The organism is Neobacillus sp. C211, assembly GCF_051842875.1.
Classification (GTDB): Bacteria; Bacillota; Bacilli; order Bacillales; family Cytobacillaceae; genus Neobacillus.
Window position 1 is genome coordinate 107,186 of record NZ_JBPXRO010000011.1, and the last position, 18,615, is coordinate 125,800.

Sequence of the window (18,615 nt, forward strand, 5' to 3'; positions counted from 1 at the left end):
TGTTACAGGTACATCGGGCAGTCGAATCAATTTCGAAGATATTGTGTGATCTGCAATTAGTTCAGATGTCAAACATCATAACTATTGTGTAATTGCCTTAGAGAAAAAGGGGTATCTTTAAATCTAAATTGAAGTGACCCCGTAAAGTTAGACAGGTTATGACCAGGTAGCAATGGAATGTGATCAGAATGAAGAATTTTACCGAGAATTTTCTACCAGACTAAGTAAAGTTGTATCAATGGCAGATGGTACTGGATGGGGGTTTTATGAAGCGTTAGTGGAATGCTACTATACGATTGAATGGGTTCATGAAGAAGATGAATAGGGTATAATCTATGATTACATAATAAAAAAAGATATGAACTTAAAGAAGTTCGTTTGTTCATGAAAAGGATAAAAGTGGAATATGGATGTATCGATTTAAGGGAGAATATAAAATTGATATTAGCTTTAGGATTAATAAAAGGAAAGTGAAATATCGTTTAAACAGAGGAGGAAATTTAAATTAATACCTACGATCAATTAATAGAAAAACTTCAGCAGTTTGGAGTTGTTGACGAGTATCTGCCAACAATCGATCAACCAAAAGTAACCTTAGAAACGGATGTTAAAGTTTTTAATAATGATTTTAACATTTTACAGTTAAGTTTACTGTACTCGATGATTTCAGTTGAAGAATGGAAGGATCAGCAGTATTTTTACATCATTTGGAAAAATTCTGACATGAAATCGAATCTGAAGCGGTTTGTCCTTTATTATAATCAGAAAAAAGGAATCCTTCGAAGAAAGTATGTGTATAGAAACGGTATTGAGTCAAGAAAAGAGGAAAAACGCCCGGTCCCTAAGGAGCAACTTGTTTATGAAGCAAGTAAGGGATTGCTTTCTATCATATTAGATGGCTTCAAACAAATCGAGTAAAGGGATTTTTATTTTTTATGTTGGGGGATACCCCAAAAATGTCTTTTGCAGAATCTATTTTTAGGATAATCGATGCGAAATGACTTCATCGATTACTTTCGTGAAGACAGGCTCAAAAACCTGGTGCGGCAGCTTCTGAAAGGCCTCATTCGTTCAACGAGAAAATGAATGATCCATACCTATACATTTATATAAATTAAGTCGGGGAGCTTGATAAGCAGAAGGAACAAGAAAAAGTAAATTAGTTTCTGAAGTAGAGTATATATTCAGGGAATTCCCGAACGGTCGTTGAATGACGACTTTTTTTGGTCAGCTTCTTGTTTTAGGTAAAGGAAAGCATATACCTTTAGCCTAAACCCATAGAATCTCTATTTTACTATTTCCTGAGTTTTATACTGTTACTATCTCGAGAAATAAACTGAATATTATCGGAAAAGAGTTTGGAATAAGCAGAGAATCAGGAATTCATTTTCATTTTTGCAATTCCAAATTAGGGAATAGTAAATGATTTTCTTGAAAAAGAAGGGCTTCTAGAAGAAAGTCCATATATAAAAATGGCTATTTCTGAATGGAGTTGTAATTAATAGGTTTTATTGATTGAATATTGAAAAGAATATTTTCAGGTATGATTCTCTCAAAGATTTTTGAGGTGATCATCTTGAGTATTTGCAAAATGGATAAAAACTTCACATCAATTTTACTAGGTGCTTTAGAAGGATTGAAAGAAATGGCTCAGAAAACACAGCAGAGACAGGAATTAAAAATCTGGAGTGATATTTCTGTTTCTTTTATATTAAAAGATGCGCTTACAATACTTACTAAAGACGAATTAAGTGAAATTAGAAATATTAAAACCAAGTTTCGAGACTAGACTGGCAGACAAATGCTTTATTGGCAGCCAAAAATAAATGTTCAAAATTAAAAAGCTCCCCAATTAAAATGGAGAGCTTACTTCGTTTTCTTTACCAATTTGTCTGGATGATTGTTTAATAGCTTTTATGAGATCACTAAAACAAAGCATTAGTTCAAACATTAAAAGAATTATGACTACCCATACGCCTTCGTTTAAGATCGTGTCAATCACAAAAGATCCAATAAATAAATGGGTATGGATAAGGGATGTTAAAGTATAAAACATTGCAAAAGTAAAAACTCTACTCCACTGCGTAACATCATAAATAAAGATAGCTTTTTTAAAGCCATAGTGTTTAATCCGTTTAAAAAGCCTGTAGATTTCAATAGACTCCACCGTAATGAAAATAATAAGGGCAGCTCTCCATATCCATCTTATGGTATCAATACTTATGATGCCCGTGACTAAACAGGCAATCCCGGAAATAGATAAAGCCCCATGTAAAATGCAGTTCGTATTGTTCCAATCCATTTCAATTGACCAAGAATTTTTTATGTATCTATATAAAATAAAAAAAACACAAACAAGATAAAAACAAAACCCTATGATTAGTAAGGATAGGTTAAAGATGTACGGAAATTCTTTGAAAACAGTGTTAAGTAAAAGGACTATCGATTGAGTGCTAACAGTAGTAAGCAGAAGAATTCCATGGACATTCCGATATGATTTTGTCCGAGAAATTTCTAAAAATGTTTTTAAACTTATCCCAATATAAATAATCCACAGGACAATATTAATAATAGCAATAATGACCGAAATAAATCCCCATTGGAAAAATTGTTTATAAAATAATATGCCACTAATAGATGTACCAGCAACCCATGTACCAATCCCAAAACGATTGATTAGATTGGAATAATGGATGACTTTAAATTTTCCATCCAGACTGGCAATTATAAAAGAAAGAATAAAGGCAAACCAAAGGGATAGGTTAATAATGCTTAGAATTTTTCCAAAAATGTGTTGGAAGAACTGGATTCCAAAATAGTTTAATAGAACACCTTGCGTAACAATCCCAAATGCCATAACCATGGCCATGGTTGAAGTTCTAATATAAAGTTTTTTAAAAGTGAAAAATAAAATAATACAAACCATAATGAAAATCAATATCAATAAGTAAACCAAATTTATCACCATATAGTTTTAGATATTAAACAAGTATACCATCAATAGATCCGGAGGTCTGCACATTTGTTCAGACTTAATTTTGATAGAGTTGTTAAAAGTTGAACGTTTCAGGCTTTTTATCTCGCTTTTTTTTCCAATTCAATTGAGAAACGGATCATGTCATGGAGTTCTTGGATTATATTAAAGTTTAATGTTTTTAATGAATTGGGGATTAATAATCTTATTAAAGATTAAATAGCTGAGTCGTTTTTATAGGTTAAACATAGAAGCTTTTCTTACATGAATGGGACATGGGGTCGTACCATGTCCCTGGCTTTTGTCATCTAACTCGACAAGATCATTATGTTTTTTTGAAGAGCTTACTATTAGGTCTGCCCTAATTAAAAGCAGAAAGCAATTGCACCGATAATGATTAATAAAATAAACAACACGATGATAATGATAAAACTTCCCCACCCACGAACATTAGCACAATGTCCTTGAAAAGGAGTCGCATAACCGTAAGACATTGGAGCCTGGGGAATAGCATTAGAGTAATCACTAAGATAAGGGATTGCGTTATTATACATTGAAACACTACCTTTCGATTGTATATTGTATGGAGGGTAATTAGGCTAACACCCTTTATATTATACTTAGAGATGAAATTGGAGCCCGTATATATAAAATTATTGAGTGAGTGCCGGTCACCGCTCGCGTTTCGAAGATTTTTGTCGAAATAAAAAAAGTGCAGCCACCCTTCAACGAGTGTATGGAGACTACACTTTTCTTGAAAATTTTACAAAGGTAATTAATTGTGCCTAGAAATTTATGAATTTGAGTCCTTTCTATAAAAAGTAAGTTTTTTCATAAAAATGATGATCAGTTTGTTCAACAGGAATTAGTCCAGAGTTTCTTGAATATATGTAGGTAAAAAGTGTAAATGGAGAGATAATTATGGCTTTTGTTGCGATCTATACTGTCGGTAGACTAAAACATCCGTATGAGCATCCTGCCTCTCGTGAGTTTTTTGAGGTGGGATACGAAGTGATTCGCCAGGCTGCTAAATCAGGGCATCTTATAGAGGAGTTTTCACCTAATGGAGTGCCATTCCCTGAGGAAGTTATCCAAGGGGAGGGTGTACCTATTCTTACACTAACGGTATGGAAAAGCCTTCAATCTTTATATCGTTTTACGTATTCAGGCCAACACAAGCAAGCCATACGAGACAGGAACAAGTGGATTGAAACTCATCAAGAGAAACAACCTACATATGTGGTGTGGTGGACGGAGAAGGTGAAGGATGTATCCTGGGAGGAGGCATTCAAGAGATACAACTATTATATTCAGCATGGACCCACTCCTTTTGCGTTTGACTATAAGCACGCATTTGATGAAGTAGGAGAGACGTTCTTGGTTAAATAGAATGAACTGATTATAAAAAAAACAAATGGGTGATAATTATTTACTAGTATCTGTTTTTTAATCTTTTGTATCCAGTGTATGAAAAAATTGTTTTTACAAAAAATAATAAAGCAACAGGTCATTAACTAGGAGGTAAGACAATGCCTAAAGTTGAAGTATCTTGTGCGATTTCCAACTGTTCGTTTTATGGACAAGGAAATGTTTGTACTGCGGAAAAAATTATGGTTGAACTAGATAACCATGCAAGGTATGATACAGAAATGTCTGCCGAATTAGGTGAAAAGAATCATATCGATACGGCAGGTCATTCGGCCGAAACCTGTTGTAAAACCTTTAAACCTAAACGCAGGTCTTAGATAAACGATTTACCTGTGGATTGCATTTTTTCGGAAAATGCATTCCACAGGTTTTCACCTATTAAACGCTATCTTCCTTATAGTAACAGGGGTATCCTTGTATGCCTGTAAGATGCCATGTTCCTCTATTTGGTCTTTTCTTACATCCCTATAAGGCAGTTTTACTTCTAATTCACCTTTCAGAGGGGAGAAGGAGAGCGAAACCGTTTCTTGGTTTTTCCAATGAGCATCGATGGGTTTGTCCGTAACAAAAGGAAATAACTGTGGAAATCCATTTCGAAAAAAGGGATGTATCCTTTTATTATCTCCAGGTTCATTTAAACAAATATACAGGGAAAGATAATCACAAAATTTTAACAGATCTAAGTGGTACATTAAAGTTTCATTCTTATTCTCGTTTCCCACTATTTGCAATCCCTTTAAAAGTTGCTCCTGTCTTTGCTTTTCTTCATTCCAAAATTCCCTGACTGCGGGCTCTGTAGCATCCTGGATGAATGATGAATAGTGTAAACTGCATAAAAGTCCAGCATACTTGCTCATTTTTTCAACTTCATTCAATCCCTTTTTATAAAAAGAAATTTTAAGCACTATCGGGTAGTCGATAAAAGAGTACGGCATCTCCGTTTTATCATTCCATACAGGAGACGTATCCAGTTCTATCCAGCCTCTATCATGTTCTTGGATCGCCAGTTGCACTTCTTGGGTTCGTGTATGATCAAAAAAATATTCATCTTTACAGTTTCGGGCGATTTCCCCTGCAATTTTGGGTGATCATTCTGAGTTACCATAAAATAGCTTTGTTCTCTTTCCATTATAATCATTTTCGTTAATCCTTTCTTTGCAAAACTACACCAGTTTGTATTTCTCTTGTTTTTATATTTACCACTTATCCAGCAAAATATCTGAATGTAAAATATAAATCCCCCTTTTAAAATTCAAATCATTTTGAAATTTCCTTAAATGAAATAAAAAAATTTAAAATAGTTTGAATTATTAGTCATTTTTGATTATGATTAAATCAAAAATGACTAGGTGATGAAAATGAATAAAAGCTGGGATGATTCGATAATTTTAAACCATATTTTAGAACATTCTTTTGATGAAATCTTTATTGCGGATGCAATGGGAATGGTTTTATATGCAAGTCAATCTACTGAAACAGTCTTTGGTATTCCGTGTGAGCAAATCGTTAATCATAATATTTTCGAACTTGAAAAACAAGGACTTTTTTCTCCCTCTGTCATTGCAAGCGTGTTAAGAACTAACAAGGAAGTAACGCTAATTCAAGAAACAAATCATAATAGAAAACTAATCATTTCAGGATATCCGGTTTATGATCAATCAGGAATATTAATAGGCGCTACGAGTTTTTCAAGAGATATAACCGAATTTGAGTCTTTAAGAAAAGAAAATGAGCAAGTAGCAAAGGCATTACTAAAATTTCAAGAAGAAAATGAAAAATTACGAAAACAGGCGACTCAACAATTCTTTATAAGTAATGGAAAAATGGAAAAAGTATTTGAAGTTGTGTCAAAGGTAGCAGATATAAACGTTACTGTATTACTCGAAGGTGAGTCGGGGGTTGGTAAAAACCATATTGCTTATAAAATTCATCAAATGTCATCAAGAAAGGCTGAACCCTTCATTGATGTAAACTGTGGTGCAATACCTGAATCTTTATTTGAATCAGAGCTTTTCGGTTACGAGGAGGGAGCTTTTACCGGGTCTAAAAAAGGGGGTAAGAAGGGGTACTTTGAAATAGCAGGAAAGGGAACTCTTTTTCTAGATGAAATTGGTGAACTACCATTGAATCTTCAGGTAAAATTATTGTCGGTTTTGCAAAATCAAACCCTAATGAGAATTGGAGGAACAAAAAAAATTGAGGTGAATTGTAGAATTATTTGTGCTACAAATCAAAACTTAGAAAAGATGATCGAAGAAAGGAAATTTAGAGAAGATCTCTATTACCGAATCAATGTCGTAAAAGTAGAGATTCCACCGCTAAGGGAACGAAAGGAAGAAATCATTCCATTAATTTACGAGATTACTGAACAATTGAATCGTAAATATCAATTGAATACATATTTTACCCCAACAATGGCTGCTTGGCTAAGCCAGCAAAATTGGCCGGGAAATGTCAGGGAATTACGAAACTTTATTGAAAAGAAAATGATCACATCTAGTGGAAACGAAATAGACCTTGATTGGGGAGAAGAGGAAACAAAAAAGGATTCCTTCACCCCGTCAACGAAAGAAATTCCCTTAAACGATTATTTAGAAACACTTGAAAAGGAGTATATTGTGCGAATGTATCATAAATATCCTAGTAGCATTAAACTTGCAGAAATATTGGGAATCAGCCAATCTACTGCCAATCGGAAAATACTAAAATATGTTGAGCAAAGGTAGTCGTTTTTGACTACAACATTCTCTTAAACGCTGACTTTATTAGTTGGCATGAAAATTGCACTCTTTAAGAATAGAAACTTAAAGGAGGCTATTTTATGTCAAATCAAGATGAAAAGCAATTTTTGAATTTACCTTTTACTGGTATCTGCACTTTTGGAAAATATCCTGTTTGTTCAGATATTAATCAACTAGATGCGGATGTAGCCGTTATTGGAGTTCCAAATGATATGGGTACTCAATGGAAATCTGGGGCAAGAATGGGTCCAAGGGGGATTCGTGAAGGATCTACACTTTACAGTTTTGGATTAAATGGTGCTTATGATATTGAAAAAGATATTACGTATTTGGGGCCAAGATGGAAAGTAGTAGATTGCGGGGATGTGGACATGGTTCATGGAGATATGATGCAATGCCATGAAAATACAGAAGAGGCCATTAGAAAGATTGTTTCAAAAGGAGCGATGCCGGTTGTATTAGGCGGAGATCACTCCATTACCATTCCAGTCGGCAAAGCTATAGAGGAGTTAGGACCTTTTCATGTTATTCAAATCGATGCACATTTGGATTGGGCGGATCATCGTTCCGGGCAAAGGTATGGGCATGGTAGCTGTATCCGTCGTTTATCTGAAATGGACCATGTTCAGAAAATTTTCCAATTTGGAATTCGAGGAATTTCCAGCAGTTTGAAGGAAGATGTGGATGCAGCACGAGAATATGGAAGTGTTATTTTATCACCGCGCCAAATTAGGAAAATGGGAATTGAAAGTGTATTAGAACTACTTCCAGAAGGAGAAAAATACTATATTACCCTAGATATTGATGGTTTGGATCCTTCAGTAGCACCTGGAACAGGTACCCCTTCACCAGGAGGATTTATTTACGATGAAGTAAATGAATTGCTTGAAGGAATAGCTAAAAGAGGAAAAGTGATTGGCTTTGATTTGGTCGAAGTAGCACCGCCATATGACCCAGCTGGAATGACCGGTCAAGTAGGTGCACGGCTTGCATTGGATTTACTCAGCTTTGTTTTAAAAGAAAAAGAAAACATAGATGAACGCAAGTTGAATAAGGAAGAAGTTCACTCCTAAGATAAGTCACCAAAATAATATATTTCAGGGGGCAGATCTATGAAAATTGAGACAAGAAGTATTGAGTATATTCCAGCCAATGAACGTCATGGAAAACCAAGAGGATTGTTTGCAGTTTGGTTTGCTGCAAATATGCATATTACCACACTTGTGACAGGCGCATTATGTGTCACTTTTGGCTTAAATCTTTTTTGGAGTGTTGTAGCTATTATTGTTGGTAATTTAATAGGAGCAATTTTTATGGCTTCACATTCTGCTCAAGGACCTAAACTCGGTATCCCCCAAATGATTCAAAGCCGTGCACAATTTGGTGTTATTGGAGCCGTGATTCCCTTAATTCTAGTTATTTTCATGTACTTGGGTTTTTTTGCAAGCAGTGGTTTGTTAGGTGCACAAGTATTGAGCAGTGCCTTAGACCTTAATTTAACTTTGAGCATCATTGTTCTTAATATCATCACTTTTATCGTGACAATGATTGGCCATGATCTTATTCATAAGATGCAAAAGTATTTGACTTGGGTGTTCTTTCTTGTTTTCATAGCTGCTACGTTTATTGTCTTCCAATTACCCGTTCCGTCTGGAAGCTGGTCTCCAGCTGAGTTCAATCTACCAATCTTTATGTTAAGTGTTAGTGTGGTAGCAACCTGGCAGATCTCATTTGCACCCTATGTCGCTGACTACTCAAGGTATTTGCCAATTGATACCAATTACTCAAAAACGTTTTGGTATACGTATGCAGGGACTGTTTTGGGCACTGTTTGGATGATGGTTTTAGGAGTCTTACTGACTACGGCCATTCCGAATTTCCTAAGTAACTCTGGCACGAATCTCGCTAATCAGTTTGGAAGTTTTTCGTTTCTTTTAATTGCTGTGATCATCCTAGGTCAGTTCTCCATCAATGTTTTTAATTTATATGGCGCCTTTATGTCAACCATATCTACAGTTGAGCCTTTTTCAAAAATAAAAGTAACCCCAAAAGTAAGGATGTTCTTTATCTTTGGAATAGGAACAGTTGGAACTTTACTGGCTATTTGGGGTCAGGGAAATTTCTTGTCCAATTTTATCAACTTTATCTTATTTATTAGTTACTTTTTAATTCCATGGACAGCTATTAACCTGATTGATTTTTATGTCCTGCGTCACGGGGAGTATAGTATTAAAGATATTTTTGATTTAAATGGAAAGTATGGAAAAGTAAACAAAATTACTGCTCTATCCTTCCTCGTTTCAATTATCGCCGAAGTTCCATTTATGAACACATCGTTCTATGTAGGACCTGGTGCGAAAGCAATGGGGGGAGCAGATATAGCCTGGATATTAGGATTGGTGGTTCCATCAGTACTCTATTATGTAATGATGAAAAGAAAATTGAAGGAACCGTCCCAGGTACCAATCCCGTATGACGAGAGTAAAACATCTTAAATTTAGTTAAGTAATGAAGTAGAAAATGGAATTATTTTTAAAGGGGTAGGGAGCGGGAATATGTGATTCCTTTTCTATCCTTTTTTTGTTCACTAGACTTCAGAAGTACCGATTGGCTAAAATAAATCCTTACAAACGTTTGGAACTGTACCCCAAAAAACAGGGAAATCTTATGTGGCCTTGTATAGATAAACTAGCAAAACTAACAGTACAATGTCTAAACGAGCACCAAAAGCGAATGGTACAAGGCCAGTGTGCAGTAAAGGGACCTTTGTTAAGAGAAGGGCTACGATTATAATACCAATTAAAGGTACCACTGCATTTTTAACAGCTTTATTAACCAGTAGTAGAATTCCGCAAACCATTTCTATTAAAATGACAAGCTTTAACATCATGTGGGGATAGGGAAGTCCTAATCCAAGAAAATGATTCGCTACTTCGGTACCCATTAATTTCATAAGTGCTGAGGTAATAAAAACATAAGCAACAGTAATTCTAATAGGTTTATTTGGATATAAAATAAAAATCCCCCCTTTGTATATCTTTATGCAAGAAGAGGGACAGACCATTACAAAAAACCAACATACAATTTAACTGATCGAAATTAAAATGACAAGTTTTTGTTTATAAAATTCTGACAGCTAGGGACGGTTTAGCTCTTTGTGAATAAAATGAGTGGTAACAATAATGATGTACATGCCTATTGGCTGAGCTACTCTACTTAAAGAGAATCTTGTTTCGATAATGGAAAATGGATAGTGATGTGTGGAGAAAACGGTGTGAGGGTCACATGCATGAAGGGGAAGTCACAAAAATAGTGTACAGTAAAACTCCACAGCGAGGGTTCTCATGTTATAAAATGATATGAGTGCCGGTAAAAAAGGGTTAAAAGCTTGAGGATGATTCCCTCAAGCTTCGCTTTTTTGTGTTGAATACATCATTCACTCGTTGGTTTTTGTTGATGATAGGGAAGAGTTTTCTCTACTTCTGCTACTTGTTTATAGATTCCTTCCATATCCTTCAGATCTTTCTTGTAATCATAGGTCTTTAGCTTTTTGTTTTCTACAATCAATTTCCCATTGACGATGACATCGATTACATTTTGCGGTCCTGCTGCATACGCTAACGTTGCATACGGATCATAGGTTGGAAAGGTATTAGGCGCATGAGTGTCTACAATAATAAAATCTGCATATTTCCCAACTTCTAGTGAACCGATTTTTTTATCCAGCCCTAGAGCTTTTGCTCCACCAATTGTGGCAAGTTAAGTCTCATTTATTTCCTCCTATAAATGTACCTTAATAACCTTCAGACTATAATAAATTACCCATCACCATCCAAAATTTTTATGTGTGGATACGATTTCGAAAAATATAATGATTCTTTTATTTTTATTATAGGCTCTGTTAAAGGTAATTGTTGTTATTGTACCCCCTGTTGATTGGAGCGGAAATCAACAATCAAGTTTAAAACAGCCAATTATAAAAAACAAAAGGACTATTCGCGTAAATAGCCCTCTTGTGAAATCTATTCATTCTTTTTAAAGATCTTAATCTCGTAATCTGTCAATGACCGTACATTCCCTTGCACCTCTGCGAATTAATCGACGTGCTGCTGCTAATGGGATTTCGACAAGAACTGCTTCGTCCGTGTCGTTTTCTACATCAAACACTGCAAATGCCTCTCCATCTACAATCAAGATACAAATAAATTCTACTTCTACATCATCAGATCTTGGAATGCGAGTTGTAATTTCACATCGATGGACTCCTGCATCCAACAATGTCCTAGCCTCTTGTCGTGATATACGAATAAACACGAATTCCTCGAATGCAACATTACCTGCTTCCACTTCGATTTCTACTAAAAGAAAAAAGCGATTTCTGATTTGTACAATACAATTTGCTCCTATTGAAATAACGTCCTCTATACTCATAAAATTTCACCTCCCTTTCTACATTAAATGTAGGAGTAAATTGGGAGGTGTGGACAACTTGTATTAATAATTTAAATTATTTGTCTCTCTTTATGGCTTATGGATGGGATGGTAACCACTGCTTATATGGAAAGAACCATGAAAATGACAAAATGCACATGGAAAAAGTACCTATTGTGTTTTTTATGTATAAGTAATCATTATCATTTGTACAAATTTAAGCACTTATTCTGTAAAAAGCTTGATATACCAATAAAAATGACTATCAAATATTAGTTTAAAACACTCTATATAGGAACACCGGATGGCGTTCAAAAGAATACGAAAAAGAAAACCCGTAAAGAAATTCGTCAACAATTGTCCAATTGGAGTTTTGGGCAATTAATCGGAAAAATAAAATACAAACTAAAACTTAGAGGAGTCAAAGTCCAACTTGTGGAAGAGTCCTATACTTCCGGCACGTGCCCATCATGTGGAGAATTCCGCAAACAAAGGAATCGATACTTCGACTGTCATTGTGGCGCGAAAGGACATCGGGATGTAGTAGGTGCCATGAATATTTTGGACAAGTCTGTCAATAAACAGCTAACGAAAAATCGGGAACTATCTAAAATAGAAGATACAAAGTATCGCCGAGTCCTTTTAGCTCCCGGCTAAAAGGGCAGTGGCGTAGTGCCTATGATTGGGCTGCGGTATGTGGTTTTTACTACATGTCGTAATGAACTGGAGAAGTAGTAAGACCTGGAAGCCCCGGCCGAAAGGCGGCTTTGATGAAGGTTAAAAAAGAATCCCCTGGATTTATCCATGGGGCGAAGTCAATCTCCAAGATCCGAAATGAAGACGATTATACCCCGAAAAAGAAAACCACGATTGCTTTTGCCGTTGCGTTAAAATTAACTGTGGAGGAAACGATGGAGTTGCTAGCTGCAGCCGGTTAGTCCTGCCATGGGGCCGCTTTTATCTAACATAAACGAATTTTTGTATGGTAAAACCAATGGTATCTAATAATGCAGTGGTGCCGCCTACTTGATAGTCTTCTTCAACGATAGGAGAAATACCCCTTACATTGATTCGGTCGTGGAATAATTCGTACTCTTGATTAAATAATACAGTCGTAACAAGATATGGCTGGGAATTCCTATTCCTTGGAGCCAATATCGATGCCATTTCGACTGCTGCTCGATTTGGAATCGATGAGGACTTCGCCGTTGATTACCACGCGGACAATAAAGGAACGCAATTAAATTATGAATCGGTAATAGTAGAAACTACTCCATTCAAGAAAAAGAGGGAATTGATGATGTCGATTGCACTAGACCAGGAAAAAGTGAATGAATTGGTTGATCGCTTTTATGAAAAGCTGCTAAAGGATTCTTACTATGTTAACATGTTTAATGAAAGAAACACGGATATAGAGCTGCTGAAAAATCGGCAAAGAGTTTTTATAAATCGCTTAGTTTCAGAGGAATCTACTCAGGAACATGGTGAGCAAGTATCACAGGTTAAAGAAAGACACCCATTTCAAATAGCTCCAGAAAGGGCCTCAGCATGGTTCGGCAAATTAAAAGAGACGATGGATGAAATGGACCTTGATGTTAATGTAAAGGAACATCTTAAAGAGAAAGTAGACTTTTTGTTAAATAAGATTATTAAATGAGTCCCATAGGATGTGGCACTTCCCGAGGTTGTAGATTCTTCTCGAAGTTAAGTGGTTCGGGAGAGAGTTGTTAAAAAATTATATGAAAAGTGTCAGTTTCTTTTGAGAACTGGCACTTTTTTACATTATTGACTTAGTAAAAGGCAAATGATGATGAATTACCTTTTTAATTTACTCTAGATAGTTTTAAAGTTTTACAGTAAATACCTCATCTTGGGAAGTTAGTAGATTATGTTACTATAAAAATAAACTTAATAAAATTCGAAAGAAAGGCTGTTTTTATGAAAAAGAAACTAATTTATAGTGGAGTTGGAATTTTGTTAGTGTTCCTTTTATTACTTGGAACCTATAAGTTAATGAATTCTAGAACCTTCCAGTTATTTGGTCGATTAGCCGACCAGGTGGAGACCAATCAAAAGGTAGTCGCATTGACCTTTGATGATGGACCAACAAAAAATGTAGAAAAAATTCTACCCTTGTTAAAACAATACAATGTAAAAGCGACATTTTTTTTAATCGGTAATGAAATTGAAAAAAATCCTGAAAAAGCTAAAAAAATTGTAAGTGCAGGGCATCAAATTGGAAATCATACATATTCCCATCAGCGGATGGTTTTTAAATCACCTTCATATATAAAGAAGGAAATTGAAAAAACCGACGAACTAATTCGTGAATCCGGGTATAAAGGTAAAATTGATTTCCGACCTCCGAATGGAAAAAAACTCGTAGGCTTGCCTTATTATTTATATAAGAATAATAGAGATACGATCACTTGGAGTCTTGAACCAGATACTTACTACACTTCTGCCACTGACAAAGTGAGTTATGTGAAAAAGAATGTAAAACCTGGTTCTATTATCTTGATTCACCCCATGTATGATGGTACTGGCGAAGAACTAAATACTATTAAAGGAATATTGCAATCATTATCAAACGAGGGATATAAATTCATTACAGTTAATGAACTATTGAAATTGAAGAAGTAAAAGTCAGGATGTTATTTTCAGACATTCCTTGGAATAGCCCATTACGCAATATAAAACGTTGAAGCCCAGAGTGATGAAGGGTTGTTATATATAATGTTTAAATTTCCACGTATAAGCTAAAGATAATGCTATTCAAGGAACATTTAGGAAATCACTATATTTTCATACTTTGGTTCGTGGTTTCAGCTACTGGTAATTGGGCATATAAAGGTGGTTAATATGTGGAATTCTATTGTTTCCTATCTTCCAGACTGGAAAGTTTTTATACAAGCTTTTATCGTGTTTTTGATTCCTTACATGATCTTCAGATTTTTTAATTGGATTCGCAAGGAAGAGTGATGAAAATGAGAGAACGGAAATTAAAGGTTAGAAAAAAAGAAAAACAAACTAACAAAATTGAAGATCAACAGGAATCTAAGCCTCAAGGCTCAAATCATCTGTTTACAGATGATTTGACTTTAAACTTAGAATTAGTTAGACAAGAAATCGGTCATAACTGGGATGTGCACTTTCGAGAGTTTAATATTGGGCGTACCGGCATTCGAGCATCCATTATTTTTGTGGATGGATTATCAGATAAAGATCTGATTAATAAACATATTATGACATCATTGATGGTTGATTTCACAACAGAATATAAACAGGAGCTATCCTTTGTGAAGGGAAGCAATTTAAACAAATTTGTAAAAAATCATGTGCTGCCTATTAGTGAAGTTGAAGAGATTGGTTCTATTAAAGAGTTAGTATCAAAAGTATTAACAGGTTCTACCGCGCTTTTAATTGATGGATCATTATATGCGCTAATCCTTGGTACAACAAAATTAAAAACAAGGACGATTGAAGAGCCAGTATCAGAGGCATTAGTCAGAGGTCCACGGGTCGGTTTCACTGAATCATTAAGTGATAATACATCTTTTTTGAGAGGGAATGGTGAAATTGAAAATTTATCGTTAGTAAAATTTCAAGTGGGAAAGCGTTCAAAAAAAGACTTAGTCGTCGCTTACATAAAAGAAATTGTGGATCCTGAATTAGTACAAGAGGTAGAAAAGCGAATTAAGAAAATTGATCTTGATAATGTGCCAGAATCAGGTTATGTAGAGCAGCTTATCGAAGATAATTATCTTAGTCCTTTTCCACAGGTACAAAGTACAGAGCGTCCTGATCGTGTGATTGCTGCCTTGATGGAAGGTCGGGTATCCATTTTACTAGATGGGACGCCTTTCGCTTTGATCGTTCCGGTTACCTTTAGTATGATGTTACAATCACCAGAAGACTATTATGAAAGGTGGATTCCTGGCACGTTCATCCGTTTACTTCGTTATCTAGCAGCTATCCTGGCTCTTTTTACACCGGCTTTGTATATTGCATTCCTCTCATTTCATCCAGGATTGATTCCTACTAAGTTAGCCATTTCCATTATAGGGGCGAGGTCCAGTGTTCCATTTCCTGCACTTATCGAAGCATTATTTATGGAAATATCGATCGAAATTTTAAGGGAAGCTGGACTTCGGTTACCAAAGCCAATTGGTCCTGCAATGGGAATTGTCGGTGGGTTAATCATTGGTGAAGCGGCTGTACAGGCAGGGATTGTTAGCCCCATTTTGGTGATAGTAGTGGCGTTAACTGCGATCTCATCTTTTGCCAATCCTCAATATAGTGTAGGGATTACATTGCGTATTCTTCGCTTCGTAGCCATGCTTTGTGCTGCCATACTTGGATTATATGGAGTCATTCTATTTTTCCTTTTCATGACAAGCCATTTAGTGAAACTAAAAAGTTTTGGCGTGTCTTATATGAGTCCAGCCGTTCCTTATCGTTTAAGTGAATGGAAAGATTTGATGGTTCGCATGCCCCTTATGATGATGAAACGTCGTCCAAAGATGATGCATACGAAAAATCCTATACGTAAAGGATAACCTATTGTGAAAGGAACATGAAAGGATGATTGTCAGTCCAAAAGATCGAATTACCACGGCACAAGCAGCTGTTATCATCAGCAACTTTATACTTGGTTCAGGAATCCTCACACTGCCCAGAACAGCTGCAGAGAAGGTGAATACACCAGATGTATGGATAAGTGTTATTTTAGGCGGGCTGATCGCGATAATCGCAGGGGTGATCATGGTCAAATTATGCCAACAGTTTCCCCAAAAAACAATTTATCAATACAGCCGTGAAATTGTAGGAAAATGGGTGGGCGGGTTACTTAGTTTACTTATAGTATGTTATTTTCTTTTAACTTCCGGGTTTCAACTCCGTTCAATGGCGGAAGTAATAAGGTATTTTTTGCTGGAAGGTACCCCTCTCTGGGCAATTATGATGCCATTTATGTGGATAGGTCTTTATCTGATCATAGGTGGTATCAACCCGATTGCCCGCCTGTTTGAAATTGTATTACCTATTGCGATTTTCCTTTTTTTGCTAGTAGCCCTTATGAGCTTAAAAATATTTGAGATCGATAATTTACGCCCGGTAATAGGGACTGGTTTCATCCCTGTGCTAAAAGGAGTAAAGGCGACGACTCTCGCATTTACAGGTCCTGAAATCCTGCTGGTCATCATGGCGTTTATGCAACAGCCGAACAAAGCAATCAAAATGGTTCTAGTTGGAATTTCCGTTCCATTATTTTTTTATGTGATAACAGTTGTGATGGTCATTGGAGCGTTATCCGTCGATGAAGTGGTCACGAGGACATGGCCAACACTTGATTTGATACGAAGTTTTGAGATAACCGGTTTGATTTTTGAACGGTTTGATTCTTTGTTGCTGGTGGTATGGATTATGCAAATGTTTACTACCTTTACCATCAGCTACTACGCAGCTGCTTTAGGGCTGGCTCAACTTTCGAAAAAGAACATTAGTTCAGTTATGTATGGTTTACTTCCGCTTATTTACGTCATTTCCATCACCCCAAAAAATATCAATGATCTATTTAAACTTGGGGATATCATTGGCAATATTGCATTGTTTTTATTTGGTTTACTACCACTTCTCCTTCTTATTATCGCGAGATGGAAAGGAAGAAAACAATGAAGTTACCTCATAACAATATACGATTTATCTTGGCTTCACTGTCTGTCCTTTTACTCTTTTCTCTTACAGGCTGTTGGAGCAGTCATGAAATTGAAGAGCTAAGCTTAGGTGTAGGGGTGGCATTCGATATAGGGAAGAAGTCAACCATAGAGAAAAAGATAAACGAACAAGATGAAGGCTATTCCAAAAAAGATCAGATTACTACAACTTATCAACTTATTACCTCACAATTAGCAAGTTCAATGAGTAAAGAAGGGGGATCGCAACAACAATCTTATGTTAATATTTCTGAAACGGGAGATTCCATCCTTCAAGAGGTTCGTGAATTATCATTAAGAACGGATCTTCCTTTTAATGCCAGTCACATGAAAGTCATTGTAATCGGTGATAGACTTGCACGATCGTATAGTTTAGATCGATTACTTGATCAATATCTTCGGGATAATGATTTTAGACCAAGCTGCCTTATGTTTATTAGTAAAGGGAGAGCTAGCAATACCCTAGTATCAAAGAAAGCAGGAGAAGTTCCAGCATTTCGTCTGTTTGGAATGGTAGATAATGCCTTTCGAACGACAAGAATTTTGCCTCCTATCTCGATTATTAAATTAGACGGTAAGCTGAAATCAGGATCCAGTTTTCTTTTGCAAAATGTCATTTCGGAAAATGGTGAAGTGAAATTTGCAGGAGCTGCCGTGATAAAAGGAAAGACAAAAAAACTGCGTGGTTTTTTAAATGAAGAGGAATTGGATGGGATAACATGGATAACAGGCAAGGGGAAAGGCGGTTTGGTGAAAAGTTTTGATAAACAGACTAGTGGGCTAATCGTATATGAGATAGATTCTATGAAAAGTAAAATCACCTCTCATGTTAAGGGAAACAATATCTCTTTTGATGTAAACATCGAATCAGAAGGGAGATTATCTGAGAATTGGGTGGTTTCAGGAAACTCTTTTGATAATACATTTCTAAAAAGGGCAGAAGAATCTACCGAAAAAGAAGTAAAACGATTAGTTGATCATACGATTAAAAAAACGCAAAAGGAATATCGAGTAGACGTTGCTGGCTTTGGAACCCGTTTAAGAATTGAGCATCCGAAAGTATGGGAAAAGGTCAAAAAAGATTGGGATAAAACATTCAGTGAGGTTCCAATTTACTACAACGTAAAAATAACAATCAAAGATTATGGAGCGTCAGGTCACAAGTAAGCCTTCTTTTTTAGGGTACGAAAAAAGAATTATACTTCTTAAAACCCAAGCAAGAAGAGATCTAAACTTTCTCACTTCACAATCTAATTATAATATCTAAACAATACTATATCACTTTAAATAATATTATGTATTTCATTTTAACCGATACTCATATATA

General features: G+C 35.7%; 22 protein-coding genes and 1 pseudogene. 15 read left to right on the top strand and 8 right to left on the bottom strand.

The genetic code is table 11. The features are described from left to right. The first annotated feature begins 172 nt into the window (after positions 1-172). From ACSU6B_RS12470 to ACSU6B_RS12480, 3 genes are all read left to right on the top strand, one after another. Positions 173-325: a hypothetical protein gene (locus tag ACSU6B_RS12470; protein WP_410885607.1), complete on the top strand. Its 153-nt coding sequence runs from the start codon at positions 173-175 to the stop codon at positions 323-325. A 398-nt stretch (positions 326-723) separates the two neighbouring features. Next, complete coding sequence (locus tag ACSU6B_RS12475) at positions 724-918, top strand: hypothetical protein (protein ID WP_142292187.1); 195 nt, start codon at positions 724-726, stop codon at positions 916-918. A gap of 658 nt (positions 919-1,576) precedes the next feature. Further along, positions 1,577-1,789, top strand: a complete 213-nt coding sequence (locus tag ACSU6B_RS12480) for a hypothetical protein (protein WP_410885609.1) — start codon at positions 1,577-1,579, stop codon at positions 1,787-1,789. 63 nt (positions 1,790-1,852) lie between these two features. Here the strand turns inward: ACSU6B_RS12480 and ACSU6B_RS12485 are convergent, their stop codons facing one another. Continuing rightward, positions 1,853-2,869, bottom strand: coding sequence for a hypothetical protein (locus ACSU6B_RS12485; RefSeq protein ID WP_410885611.1), 1,017 nt, complete (start codon positions 2,867-2,869; stop codon positions 1,853-1,855). A 470-nt stretch (positions 2,870-3,339) separates the two neighbouring features. Beyond that, the gene (locus tag ACSU6B_RS12490) at positions 3,340-3,528 is read right to left on the bottom strand and encodes a YjcZ family sporulation protein (protein ID WP_251033084.1); all 189 of its coding nucleotides are present in this window, start codon (positions 3,526-3,528) and stop codon (positions 3,340-3,342) included. A gap of 367 nt (positions 3,529-3,895) precedes the next feature. Between ACSU6B_RS12490 and ACSU6B_RS12495 the strand changes: the two genes are divergently transcribed. Both ACSU6B_RS12495 and ACSU6B_RS12500 read left to right on the top strand, forming a co-directional pair. Then, positions 3,896-4,363 carry a DUF3291 domain-containing protein gene (locus ACSU6B_RS12495; RefSeq protein ID WP_410885613.1) on the top strand — a complete coding sequence of 156 codons (468 nt, stop codon included), beginning with the start codon at positions 3,896-3,898 and terminating at the stop codon, positions 4,361-4,363. A gap of 140 nt (positions 4,364-4,503) precedes the next feature. Further along, on the top strand, positions 4,504-4,719 hold the full coding sequence (locus ACSU6B_RS12500; protein ID WP_168244380.1) for a DUF1540 domain-containing protein: 216 nt from the start codon (positions 4,504-4,506) through the stop codon (positions 4,717-4,719). 54 nt (positions 4,720-4,773) lie between these two features. Here the strand turns inward: ACSU6B_RS12500 and ACSU6B_RS12505 are convergent, their stop codons facing one another. Continuing rightward, positions 4,774-5,481, bottom strand: coding sequence for a DUF3891 family protein (locus ACSU6B_RS12505; RefSeq protein WP_410885701.1), 708 nt, complete (start codon positions 5,479-5,481; stop codon positions 4,774-4,776). A gap of 279 nt (positions 5,482-5,760) precedes the next feature. On the opposite strand from ACSU6B_RS12505, the gene ACSU6B_RS12510 reads away from it, so the two are divergent. From ACSU6B_RS12510 to ACSU6B_RS12520, 3 genes are all read left to right on the top strand, one after another. Next, on the top strand, positions 5,761-7,128 hold the full coding sequence (locus ACSU6B_RS12510; protein ID WP_410885615.1) for a sigma-54 interaction domain-containing protein: 1,368 nt from the start codon (positions 5,761-5,763) through the stop codon (positions 7,126-7,128). 95 nt (positions 7,129-7,223) lie between these two features. Next, the gene (speB, locus tag ACSU6B_RS12515; protein ID WP_410885617.1) at positions 7,224-8,216 is read left to right on the top strand and encodes an agmatinase; all 993 of its coding nucleotides are present in this window, start codon (positions 7,224-7,226) and stop codon (positions 8,214-8,216) included. Positions 8,217-8,255: 39 nt separating this feature from the next. Further along, positions 8,256-9,638 carry a purine-cytosine permease family protein gene (locus tag ACSU6B_RS12520; RefSeq protein WP_215003994.1) on the top strand — a complete coding sequence of 461 codons (1,383 nt, stop codon included), beginning with the start codon at positions 8,256-8,258 and terminating at the stop codon, positions 9,636-9,638. Between the two features lie 170 nt (positions 9,639-9,808). Here ACSU6B_RS12520 and ACSU6B_RS12525 read toward each other — a convergent pair whose 3' ends face one another. From ACSU6B_RS12525 to ACSU6B_RS12540, 4 genes and pseudogenes are all read right to left on the bottom strand, one after another. After that, the gene (locus tag ACSU6B_RS12525; protein WP_410885703.1) at positions 9,809-10,186 is read right to left on the bottom strand and encodes a DoxX family protein; all 378 of its coding nucleotides are present in this window, start codon (positions 10,184-10,186) and stop codon (positions 9,809-9,811) included. Between the two features lie 389 nt (positions 10,187-10,575). Beyond that, positions 10,576-10,710: a hypothetical protein gene (locus tag ACSU6B_RS12530; protein ID WP_410885619.1), complete on the bottom strand. Its 135-nt coding sequence runs from the start codon at positions 10,708-10,710 to the stop codon at positions 10,576-10,578. Between the two features lie 54 nt (positions 10,711-10,764). After that, positions 10,765-10,893 (bottom strand): annotated as a pseudogene (locus ACSU6B_RS12535) (amidohydrolase family protein); the annotation flags it as partial. A gap of 294 nt (positions 10,894-11,187) precedes the next feature. Continuing rightward, positions 11,188-11,574, bottom strand: a complete 387-nt coding sequence (locus tag ACSU6B_RS12540; protein WP_410885621.1) for a hypothetical protein — start codon at positions 11,572-11,574, stop codon at positions 11,188-11,190. Positions 11,575-11,931: 357 nt separating this feature from the next. Between ACSU6B_RS12540 and ACSU6B_RS12545 the strand changes: the two genes are divergently transcribed. After that, positions 11,932-12,231, top strand: a complete 300-nt coding sequence (locus ACSU6B_RS12545; RefSeq protein WP_410885623.1) for a zinc ribbon domain-containing protein — start codon at positions 11,932-11,934, stop codon at positions 12,229-12,231. A 113-nt stretch (positions 12,232-12,344) separates the two neighbouring features. Next, a complete protein-coding gene (locus ACSU6B_RS12550) occupies positions 12,345-12,512 on the top strand; it encodes a hypothetical protein (RefSeq protein ID WP_410885625.1) in 168 nt (55 codons plus the stop codon). Positions 12,513-12,531: 19 nt separating this feature from the next. On the opposite strand, the gene ACSU6B_RS12555 is transcribed toward ACSU6B_RS12550, so the two are convergent. Continuing rightward, entirely contained in the window at positions 12,532-12,741 is a 210-nt protein-coding gene (locus ACSU6B_RS12555; protein WP_410885627.1) for a hypothetical protein, read from the bottom strand. Positions 12,742-12,871: 130 nt separating this feature from the next. On the opposite strand from ACSU6B_RS12555, the gene ACSU6B_RS12560 reads away from it, so the two are divergent. From ACSU6B_RS12560 to ACSU6B_RS12580, 5 genes are all read left to right on the top strand, one after another. Further along, on the top strand, positions 12,872-13,231 hold the full coding sequence (locus ACSU6B_RS12560; protein WP_410885629.1) for a protoglobin domain-containing protein: 360 nt from the start codon (positions 12,872-12,874) through the stop codon (positions 13,229-13,231). A 281-nt stretch (positions 13,232-13,512) separates the two neighbouring features. After that, complete coding sequence (locus tag ACSU6B_RS12565; protein WP_410885631.1) at positions 13,513-14,217, top strand: polysaccharide deacetylase family protein; 705 nt, start codon at positions 13,513-13,515, stop codon at positions 14,215-14,217. 344 nt (positions 14,218-14,561) lie between these two features. Further along, the gene (locus ACSU6B_RS12570) at positions 14,562-16,133 is read left to right on the top strand and encodes a spore germination protein (protein ID WP_410885633.1); all 1,572 of its coding nucleotides are present in this window, start codon (positions 14,562-14,564) and stop codon (positions 16,131-16,133) included. A 25-nt stretch (positions 16,134-16,158) separates the two neighbouring features. After that, complete coding sequence (locus ACSU6B_RS12575; protein WP_410885635.1) at positions 16,159-17,250, top strand: spore germination protein; 1,092 nt, start codon at positions 16,159-16,161, stop codon at positions 17,248-17,250. Next, positions 17,247-18,455, top strand: a complete 1,209-nt coding sequence (locus ACSU6B_RS12580; protein WP_410885637.1) for a Ger(x)C family spore germination protein — start codon at positions 17,247-17,249, stop codon at positions 18,453-18,455. The genes ACSU6B_RS12575 and ACSU6B_RS12580 overlap by 4 nt, the downstream gene beginning before the upstream one ends. The last annotated feature ends 160 nt before the right edge of the window (positions 18,456-18,615 follow it).

Bases quoted from the DNA above. Each gene is read 5' to 3' on its own strand.
- ACSU6B_RS12490 (WP_251033084.1), bottom strand. From the start codon at position 3,528: ATGTATAATAACGCAATCCCTTATCTTAGTGATTACTCTAATGCTATT.
- ACSU6B_RS12475 (WP_142292187.1), top strand. From the start codon at position 724: ATGAAATCGAATCTGAAGCGGTTTGTCCTTTATTATAATCAGAAAAAA.
- ACSU6B_RS12560 (WP_410885629.1), top strand. From the start codon at position 12,872: ATGATGTCGATTGCACTAGACCAGGAAAAAGTGAATGAATTGGTTGAT.
- ACSU6B_RS12470 (WP_410885607.1), top strand. From the start codon at position 173: ATGGAATGTGATCAGAATGAAGAATTTTACCGAGAATTTTCTACCAGA.
- ACSU6B_RS12495 (WP_410885613.1), top strand. From the start codon at position 3,896: ATGGCTTTTGTTGCGATCTATACTGTCGGTAGACTAAAACATCCGTAT.
- ACSU6B_RS12550 (WP_410885625.1), top strand. From the start codon at position 12,345: ATGAAGGTTAAAAAAGAATCCCCTGGATTTATCCATGGGGCGAAGTCA.
- ACSU6B_RS12575 (WP_410885635.1), top strand. From the start codon at position 16,159: ATGATTGTCAGTCCAAAAGATCGAATTACCACGGCACAAGCAGCTGTT.
- speB (WP_410885617.1), top strand. From the start codon at position 7,224: ATGTCAAATCAAGATGAAAAGCAATTTTTGAATTTACCTTTTACTGGT.
- ACSU6B_RS12540 (WP_410885621.1), bottom strand. From the start codon at position 11,574: ATGAGTATAGAGGACGTTATTTCAATAGGAGCAAATTGTATTGTACAA.
- ACSU6B_RS12510 (WP_410885615.1), top strand. From the start codon at position 5,761: ATGAATAAAAGCTGGGATGATTCGATAATTTTAAACCATATTTTAGAA.
- ACSU6B_RS12580 (WP_410885637.1), top strand. From the start codon at position 17,247: ATGAAGTTACCTCATAACAATATACGATTTATCTTGGCTTCACTGTCT.
- ACSU6B_RS12485 (WP_410885611.1), bottom strand. From the start codon at position 2,869: ATGGCCATGGTTATGGCATTTGGGATTGTTACGCAAGGTGTTCTATTA.
- ACSU6B_RS12500 (WP_168244380.1), top strand. From the start codon at position 4,504: ATGCCTAAAGTTGAAGTATCTTGTGCGATTTCCAACTGTTCGTTTTAT.
- ACSU6B_RS12520 (WP_215003994.1), top strand. From the start codon at position 8,256: ATGAAAATTGAGACAAGAAGTATTGAGTATATTCCAGCCAATGAACGT.
- ACSU6B_RS12570 (WP_410885633.1), top strand. From the start codon at position 14,562: ATGAGAGAACGGAAATTAAAGGTTAGAAAAAAAGAAAAACAAACTAAC.
- ACSU6B_RS12565 (WP_410885631.1), top strand. From the start codon at position 13,513: ATGAAAAAGAAACTAATTTATAGTGGAGTTGGAATTTTGTTAGTGTTC.
- ACSU6B_RS12555 (WP_410885627.1), bottom strand. From the start codon at position 12,741: ATGGCATCGATATTGGCTCCAAGGAATAGGAATTCCCAGCCATATCTT.